Annotated in this window: 8 protein-coding genes; 5 read left to right on the top strand and 3 right to left on the bottom strand. The window is 74.8% G+C overall.

Annotated elements, in window-relative coordinates; translation table 11 throughout:
• On the top strand, positions 1-1,118 hold a 1,118-nt coding region (locus ACQRUO_RS37825; RefSeq protein WP_428320717.1), incomplete at its 5' end, for a cell division protein PerM.
• Between the two features lie 55 nt (positions 1,119-1,173).
• On the opposite strand, the gene ACQRUO_RS37820 is transcribed toward ACQRUO_RS37825, so the two are convergent.
• The gene (locus ACQRUO_RS37820) at positions 1,174-1,896 is read right to left on the bottom strand and encodes a hypothetical protein (RefSeq protein ID WP_428320716.1); all 723 of its coding nucleotides are present in this window, start codon (positions 1,894-1,896) and stop codon (positions 1,174-1,176) included.
• A gap of 352 nt (positions 1,897-2,248) precedes the next feature.
• Here ACQRUO_RS37820 and purN point away from each other — a divergent pair, with 352 nt between their 5' ends.
• Together purN and purH are read left to right on the top strand one after the other, a co-directional pair.
• Complete coding sequence (gene purN, locus ACQRUO_RS37815; protein ID WP_428320715.1) at positions 2,249-2,908, top strand: phosphoribosylglycinamide formyltransferase; 660 nt, start codon at positions 2,249-2,251, stop codon at positions 2,906-2,908.
• On the top strand, positions 2,905-4,482 hold the full coding sequence (gene purH / locus ACQRUO_RS37810) for a bifunctional phosphoribosylaminoimidazolecarboxamide formyltransferase/IMP cyclohydrolase (RefSeq protein ID WP_428320714.1): 1,578 nt from the start codon (positions 2,905-2,907) through the stop codon (positions 4,480-4,482). The genes purN and purH overlap by 4 nt, the downstream gene beginning before the upstream one ends.
• Positions 4,483-4,604: 122 nt before the next feature.
• On the opposite strand, the gene ACQRUO_RS37805 is transcribed toward purH, so the two are convergent.
• Both ACQRUO_RS37805 and ACQRUO_RS37800 read right to left on the bottom strand, forming a co-directional pair.
• Positions 4,605-5,297, bottom strand: a complete 693-nt coding sequence (locus ACQRUO_RS37805; protein WP_428320713.1) for an RDD family protein — start codon at positions 5,295-5,297, stop codon at positions 4,605-4,607.
• 73 nt (positions 5,298-5,370) lie between these two features.
• Complete coding sequence (locus ACQRUO_RS37800) at positions 5,371-5,787, bottom strand: DUF2752 domain-containing protein (RefSeq protein WP_428320712.1); 417 nt, start codon at positions 5,785-5,787, stop codon at positions 5,371-5,373.
• Positions 5,788-6,130: 343 nt separating this feature from the next.
• Here ACQRUO_RS37800 and ACQRUO_RS37795 point away from each other — a divergent pair, with 343 nt between their 5' ends.
• Together ACQRUO_RS37795 and ACQRUO_RS37790 are read left to right on the top strand one after the other, a co-directional pair.
• On the top strand, positions 6,131-6,985 hold the full coding sequence (locus ACQRUO_RS37795; RefSeq protein WP_428320711.1) for a bifunctional methylenetetrahydrofolate dehydrogenase/methenyltetrahydrofolate cyclohydrolase: 855 nt from the start codon (positions 6,131-6,133) through the stop codon (positions 6,983-6,985).
• A gap of 36 nt (positions 6,986-7,021) precedes the next feature.
• A complete protein-coding gene (locus ACQRUO_RS37790) occupies positions 7,022-7,435 on the top strand; it encodes a DUF3017 domain-containing protein (RefSeq protein WP_428320710.1) in 414 nt (137 codons plus the stop codon).
• Positions 7,436-7,526: the final 91 nt, after the last annotated feature.

Raw genomic sequence — 7,526 nt, 5'->3', positions numbered from 1 at the left:
CGGCGGCGCAGCCGGCGGCCCGGCCCGCCGCGGTGCCCGCCGCGCTCTGCGCCGGCTACCTGGCGGTGGCCCTGCCGGTGGCGCTCTTCTGCGCGCACGGCGGCGCGCTGCGCAGCCGGCCGCTGCCCGACCTGCTGGCGGTGCTCGCGGTGAGCTACCCGGCCGCCCTGCTGGGTACCCTCCCGCAGGGGGCGTACCTGGGGGACTGGCTGGCCCGGGCCGCGCAGCGGCTGCCCGCGGCGCTCGCCGACCGGCTGCCGTCGCGCACGGCCTGGGACCGGCTGCCCGCCGGTGTGCCGGTGGCGGTCCGCCGGGCCACCGCAGCCGCGCTGCTCACCCTGCTCGCCGGTGCGGCGGGGCTGGTCGGCGCGGTGCTGCTGCTGCGCTCCGGCGCCACCGACCCGGTGCTGGCCGCGCTGGCCGGCGGCAGCCTGCCGGGAGCCGTCGGTCTGCTGCTCTGCTGCCTGGCACTGCTGCCCAACGCGGTGTGCTGGAGCGCCGGTTACGCGCTCGGCCCCGGCTTCCTGTTGGGGGCCGGCACGGTGGTGGCACCCGGGCGGCTGGTCGCCGGGCCGCCGCTCGCCTTCCCGCTGCTGAGCCTGGCCCCGACCACGGCCTCGGGCTGGCAGCGGCTGGTGCTGGCGGTCCCGGTGCTGGCGGGCGCGGCCGCGGCCGGCCTGCTGGGCCGGGCGGCGGCCGGCGACCGGCCCGGGGGTGCCTCCGACGACGGCGGTCCCGGCGACGGCACTGCCAGTGATGGCACCCCCGGTGACGGCGCCTCCGGCGAGGACGGTCCGGCGGGCCCGGCCGCGGTCGCACCCTGGTCACCGGGAACCACGGCCCTGGCCGCCGCGGCGAGCGCGGCCCTGGTCGGCGCGGCGGTGGCGGTCGGCGGCTGGCTGGCGGGCGGCGCGGTGGGACCCGGGCGGATGGCCGAGCTCGGCCCCTCCGCCCTCTGCGGCCTGGCCGCGGCCGGCTGGACCGCCGCGCTCGCCGTCCCGGGCGCCCCCGCCCTGCGCTGGTGGCTGCTGCACCGGGCCGCAAAACCCGAGGACATCGTCGAGGAGGAGCCCGACGACGGTCCCGGGGCCGGGGAGTTCGTACCGGCGGCGGGGTGAGGCCGGAGAGTCCCCCGGCGCCTGCCACCCGCTCCCGGCTCGTCCTGTCGGGCGGTCAGTTGTTCTGCGGGTCGTTGAGGTCGACGACCCAACTGGGCGCCAGGTTCGAGCAGCTCTCCGCGCCGACCTGGGTCAGCGCGTCGTTCACGCAGGTGTAGTACGGCTTGTAGGCCATCTCCAGCGAGAACAGGCCGAGCACCATCGACAGCGCCAGCCCGCCGACGAGCAGCCCGCCGAGCGCCGCGGGCACCTGCGGGCGGCCGCGCTGCGGGGCCGACCAGCCCGTCGGAGCGGTCGGCGCGGCAGTCGGCGACTGGACGGCCGGGCGGGCGACCGCGCCCGCGGCCGGCTCGGCGCTCTGCGCGCTGCGGGTGCGCAGCGCGCTGATCCCCCAGTAGACCGCCAGGACGCCGAAGAGCAGCGCCAACGGCAGGATCTGCCCCATGGCGCAGAAGAGCCCGGCCATGCCGCTCATCAGCGCGTAGCGGGAGCGCCGGTGCTGCGGATCGTTCGGGTCGAACTGCGGCGGCTGCCCGCCGGCCTGCCGGTCCGGCCAGCCCGGGCCGCCGCCGCCCTGCCAGTTGGGGCTCCACGGGTGGGGCGGCGGCACCGGCGGTCTGCTCGGCCGGCCCTCGGCGCCGGGCTCGCCGTCCTCGGGCGCACCGGTGCCGCGGTCCGAGGGCTTTTGCGGGAGGCGCGGCCGCCACGGCTGGTCCGGGGCGTCCTGAGGCGGCGGTGCGAAGGGGTTGCGCTCGTCGCTGTTGTTGCCGCTGCTCATCGGTCGAGGTCCTCATCGTCGTCGGGCGTCGCGACCCATGATCCCGCAGGCCGATGAGGGATCTCCCTCGGCCTGCCGGAAGCCGGTGCGCCCGCTGCGACGCGGGCCCGGTCGGTGCCGATGGGAGATCCCGCTCTCATCTACGCGCGTCACGCATCGTCCCTGGTCAGGTGGCGTTCAGCCAGCCGTTATCGTGGTGACGGTCAGCAGCTCTCCCAGGTTCCCGGACCCGTCCAGCCGGCGGGATCACCGGGCGTCCCCACCGACCGCCGACCTGCCGCCTGTCCGTAGTGGCCCCACCGTCCGGTGGACGTACCAGCGGACGGGCACCCGACGTACGGAGACCCGCGCAGTGGCCGCCGCTCACCCGCTCGCCTTCCCACCCCCGTCCGACCGCCCCGCCCGCCTGGTGGTCCTGGTGTCCGGTTCCGGTACCAACCTGCAGGCGCTGATCGAGGCCGCCGCCGACCCCGCCTTCGGCGCCGAGATCGTCGCGGTCGGTGCCGACCGCGACGGCATCGCCGGCCTGGACCGCGCCGACCGGGCCGGCCTGCCCACCTTCGTGCACCGGGTCAAGGACCACCCGGACCGCGCCGCCTGGGACGCCGCGCTGACCGCGTCGGTGCAGAAGTGGCACCCCGACCTGGTGGTCACCGCCGGCTTCATGAAGATCCTCGGCCCCGAGTTCATCGCCGCCTTCGCCGGCCGGATCGTCAACACCCACCCCGCCCTGCTGCCCGCCTTCCCCGGCGCGCACGGCGTCACCGACGCGCTCGCCTACGGGGTCAAGGTCACCGGCTGCACCGTCCACCTGGTCGACGCCGGCGTGGACACCGGGCCGATCATCGCGCAGGGCGTCGTGGAGATCACCGACGCCGACCATGCCGATGGCGGCGACGCGCTGCACGAGCGCATCAAGACTGTCGAGCGTCAGCTGCTCGTCGAGGTCGTGGGCCGTCTCGCCCGCGAAGGACACCGCATCGAAGACCGAAAGGTTTGGATCCCGGCATGAGTTCCGCCTCCACCTCCGTTGTGTCGGAGAACGTCCGCCCGATCCGTCGCGCGCTGGTCAGCGTGTACGACAAGACCGGCCTGGAGGAGCTGGCCCAGGGCCTGCACGCCGCCGGGGTCGAGCTGGTCTCCACCGGGTCCACCGCCGCCCGGATCGCCGCCGCCGGCGTCCCGGTGACCGAGGTCGCCGAGCTGACCGGTTTCCCGGAGTGCCTCGACGGGCGCGTGAAGACGCTGCACCCCCGGGTGCACGCGGGCGTGCTGGCCGACCTGCGGCTGGAGTCGCACCGCGCCCAGCTCGCCGAGCTCGGCATCGAGCCGTTCGACCTGGTGGTGGTGAACCTCTACCCGTTCACCGCCACCGTGGCCTCCGGCGCCACCCCGGACGAGTGCGTCGAGCAGATCGACATCGGCGGGCCGAGCATGGTCCGCGCCGCCGCCAAGAACCACCCCTCGGTCGCCGTCGTGGTCGACCCGGCCCGCTACGCCGACGTGCTGAGCGCGGTCCAGGCCGGCGGCTTCGACCTGCTCACCCGCAAGCGGCTGGCCGCCGCGGCCTTCGCCCACACCGCCGCCTACGACGTCGCGGTGGCCCAGTGGTTCGAGGTGTCCGGCTACACCGAGTCGGAAGAGCCGTTCCCGGCCTTCCTCGGCGCCACCTGGGAGCGCTCGAACGTGCTCCGCTACGGCGAGAACCCGCACCAGAGCGCGGCGCTCTACACCGACGGGACGGGCGGCCTGGCCGCGGCCGAGCAGCTGCACGGCAAGGAGATGTCGTACAACAACTACGTCGACACCGACGCCGCCCGCCGCGCCGCCTACGACCACCAGGGCCCGGCCGTGGCGATCATCAAGCACGCCAACCCGTGCGGCATCGCGGTCGGCGCCGACGTGGCCGAGGCGCACCGCAAGGCGCACGCCTGCGACCCGCTCTCCGCGTTCGGCGGCGTGATCGCGGTCAACCGCCCGGTCACCGTGGAGCTGGCCGAGCAGATCGCGCCGATCTTCACCGAGGTCGTCGTCGCCCCGGACTACGAGGAGGGCGCCGTCGAGGTGCTCGCCCGGAAGAAGAACATCCGGGTGCTGCGGGCCCCCGAGGCGCCGTGCGAGCGCCGGGAGGCACGGCGGATCAGCGGCGGCCTGCTGTTCCAGCAGATCGACCGGGTGGACGCCCCCGGCGACGACCCGGCGAACTGGACCCTGGCCACCGGCGAGGCGCTCTCCGAGGCCGAGCTGGCCGACCTGGCCTTCGCCTGGACCGCCTGCCGGGCCGTCAAGTCCAACGCGATCCTGCTGGCCAAGGACGGCGCCTCGGTCGGCGTCGGCATGGGCCAGGTCAACCGGGTCGACTCGGCCAAGCTGGCGGTGGCCCGGGCCGGTGAGCGGGCGGCCGGCTCCTTCGCCGCCTCCGACGCGTTCTTCCCGTTCGCGGACGGCCTGCAGATCCTGCTCGACGCGGGCGTGAAGGCGGTCGTCCAGCCGGGCGGCTCGGTCCGTGACGAGGAGGTCGTCGCGGCCGCCGCGGCGGCCGGGGTCACCATGTACTTCACCGGGACCCGGCACTTCTTCCACTGAGTACCGCGCAAAGGCTGAGTATCGCAAGGACTGAGTACCGCAAAGGCCGACGGGCCGTGGGGATCTCCCCACGGCCCGTCGGCCTTCGGCAGTGTTCGCGCGGCTCCGCGGAGCCGGCGTCACTACTGGGCGCGGATCACCAGGCTGCTGGTCACCTTGTCGGCGAAGCACTGGCCCTTGTCGTCCCAGAGCGGCCACAGGTAGCCGAGGCCGCAGAGGAAGCTGTCCAGGAAGTGGGCGAGCTTGCGGACGAAGGCCATGCCGAAGCCGAGCGGCTGGCCGTCGATCTCGCGGACCAGCCGGATGCCGACCGCCTTCTTGCCCAGGCTCTGGCCCTGCCCCTCGCGGACCAGCTGCCAGATGCCCAGACCCAGCGTCAGGACGGCGCCGACCAGGATGATCGCCAGGCCGCCACCGCTCAGGCTGGTGGTGGCGCCCGCGTTGATCGGGGTGCAGATCGGCACCGAGGACGGGTCGGAGGGGTCCGGGGTGGTGCAGGTGGGCACGCTGGTCGCCACGCTGCTGACCACCATCGCGATGCCGATGAAGTAGCAGATCATGAACGGGACGAAGACCACCAGCGAGTCGATGATGTACGCACCGACCCGGGCGCCCCAGCTGGCCAGCACCGGCGGGGCGGCCGGGGCGTAGCCGTAGGGGGCGGCGGCCTGCTGCGGGAAGCCGTAACCGGGGGCACCCTGCTGCGGGTAGCCGTAGGCCGGCGGCTGGCCGTAGGGGTTCTGCTGCTGCGGCATGCCGTACGGGGCCTGCTGCGGCTGGCCGTAGGGGTTGTTCGGGTCGGGCGGATAGGACACGGAAGGCCTCCGGGCGGGACGGGCTCTGGCAGTGGTTGGGACGGGTGGGACAGCGGGTGAGACTAGTGGACCGCTATGACGGGACGACACCCAGGCGGAAGAGCTGCCAGATCCAGGCGACGGCCAGGGCGGAACCGATCAGCGCGCCACGCCGACGCGGCGTCAGGCTCCACCACCGGGCTCCGCCGCCGAGCGGCGCGGTCAGCAGCCCGATGACCGCGAGCACCGTCACCGGATTGGCCGTCAGGGCGGCGGCCCAGTGGCCGTGTCCGGCCTCGATGAAGACGGTGGTGCTGCCGCAGGCCGGGCACGGGATGCCGGTGAGGCGGCGCAGCGGGCAGAGCACCCCCGGGTCGTGCGCATCGTGCAGCACCGCCACCGTCAGGGCCGCGCCAGCCGCGAGGGCGCAGCGCAGTCCGGTCCGGGCGAACCGGACGGACAGGGCGGCGGGTACCGGGTGGGGCCTGGCGGCCCGGACCGGGGTGGTCACCGAGGAACGGCGGTCGGCGGTGGCAGGGCCGGACGGCAGGCCGGAGTGCGCTCCGGCCGGTGCTGCGGTGGCGTGGTCACGAGACGTTCTTCCCCCGATCGCCCGTCCCCCGCTGCTCGGCGGATGACGGGCCGTGTCACTGGTGCTCGTGCCATGGTCGAGGGCGGCGGCCTCGGCTGTCCAGCGTACTGACGGGGAGTGGACACAACTGTGGCGCAACCGCAACCGGATCCACACGTTCCGTTAAGTCCCGGTCGCGGCCGCGACGGCTTTGCGGGGCGCGGGCGGCGCAGCTGGGGAGCGGTGTGCCGAGCAGTGCCGCCGATCCGGGAGGATAGGGGGCATGACTGCCCAGATTCTCGATGGCAAGGCCACCGCGGCCGCGATCAAGTCCGAGCTCGCCGACCGCGTGGCGGCGCTCAGGGAGCGGGGCATCACCCCCGGTCTCGGCACCGTGCTGGTCGGCGACGACCCCGGGAGCCACTCCTACGTGCGCGGCAAGCACCGCGACTGCGCCCAGGTCGGCATCGCCTCGATCCGCCGCGAGCTGCCCGCCACCGCCACCCAGGCCGAGGTGGAGGCCGTGGTCCGCGAGCTCAACGAAGACCCCGCCTGCACCGGTTACATCGTCCAGCTCCCGCTGCCCAAGGGCCTGGACGCCAACCCGGTGCTGGAGCTGATGGACCCGGACAAGGACGCCGACGGCCTGCACCCCACCTCGCTGGGCCGGCTCGCGCTGGGCATCGACGGCCCGCTGCCCTGCACCCCCTACGGCATCGTCGAGCTGCTGCGCCGGCACGGCGTCGAGCTGAACGGCGCCGACGTGGTGGTGGTCGGCCGCGGCGTCACCGTGGGCCGCTCGATCGGCCTGCTGCTCACCCGCAAGAGCGAGAACGCCACCGTGACGCTCTGCCACACCGGCACCCGCGACCTGTCCGCGCACCTGCGCCGGGCCGACATCGTCGTCGCCGCCGCCGGCGTCCCGCACCTGGTCAAGGCCGAGGACGTGCGCCCGGGCGCGGTGGTGCTGGACGTGGGCGTCAGCCGCACCGAGGCCGGCCTGGTCGGCGACGTCCACCCGGGGGTCGCCGAGGTGGCCGGCTGGCTCTCGCCCAACCCGGGTGGGGTCGGCCCGATGACCCGCGCCATGCTGCTCAACAACATCGTCGAGGCGGCCGAGCGGCAGATCGCCGGCTAGTCGGGCCCCTGGGAGGAAGCGGGAGACGATCCGGATATGAGCGCGGTACGAACGAGCCGTCCCTCGCGGCGCCGGCCGGTCAAGACCACCGGCACCCTGCCGCCGGAGGGCTCCAGGGCGGCGCTGGACCGCGGCCACCCGCTGCTGGTCCGGCAGTGGCCGATAACGCTGGTGCTGGCGGTGGTCGGGATCGGCCTGCTGGTGGTCTGGCTCGACAACTTCCGCTACGGCCTGCTGACCATCGGCGGCGGCCTGCTGCTCGGCGCGGCGCTGCGGCTGCTGCTGCCGGAGGTCGGGGTGCTGGCGGTGCGCAGCCGGTTCACCGACGTGCTGGTGCTGGTCTTCTTCGCCGTGGCGATCGGGCTGCTCGCCATGGTGGCCCAGCCGGATCCCTGGCTGCGCTTCCCGGCGGTCGAGGACATCGGCACCTACATCGGCCAACGGCACTGACCCGGCGGCCACCGGCGTGGGTAATGTTTTTTTTTTCCCACCCCCCCCCCCCACCCCCCCCCCCCCCCCCCCCCCCCTCCCCCCCCCCCCC

The sequence above is a fragment of the Kitasatospora sp. LaBMicrA B282 genome (assembly GCF_050325825.1).
Lineage (GTDB): Bacteria > Actinomycetota > Actinomycetes > Streptomycetales > Streptomycetaceae > Kitasatospora.
Note: the sequence above shows the minus strand (reverse complement) of the source record. Positions and strands in the feature narration are given on the sequence as shown.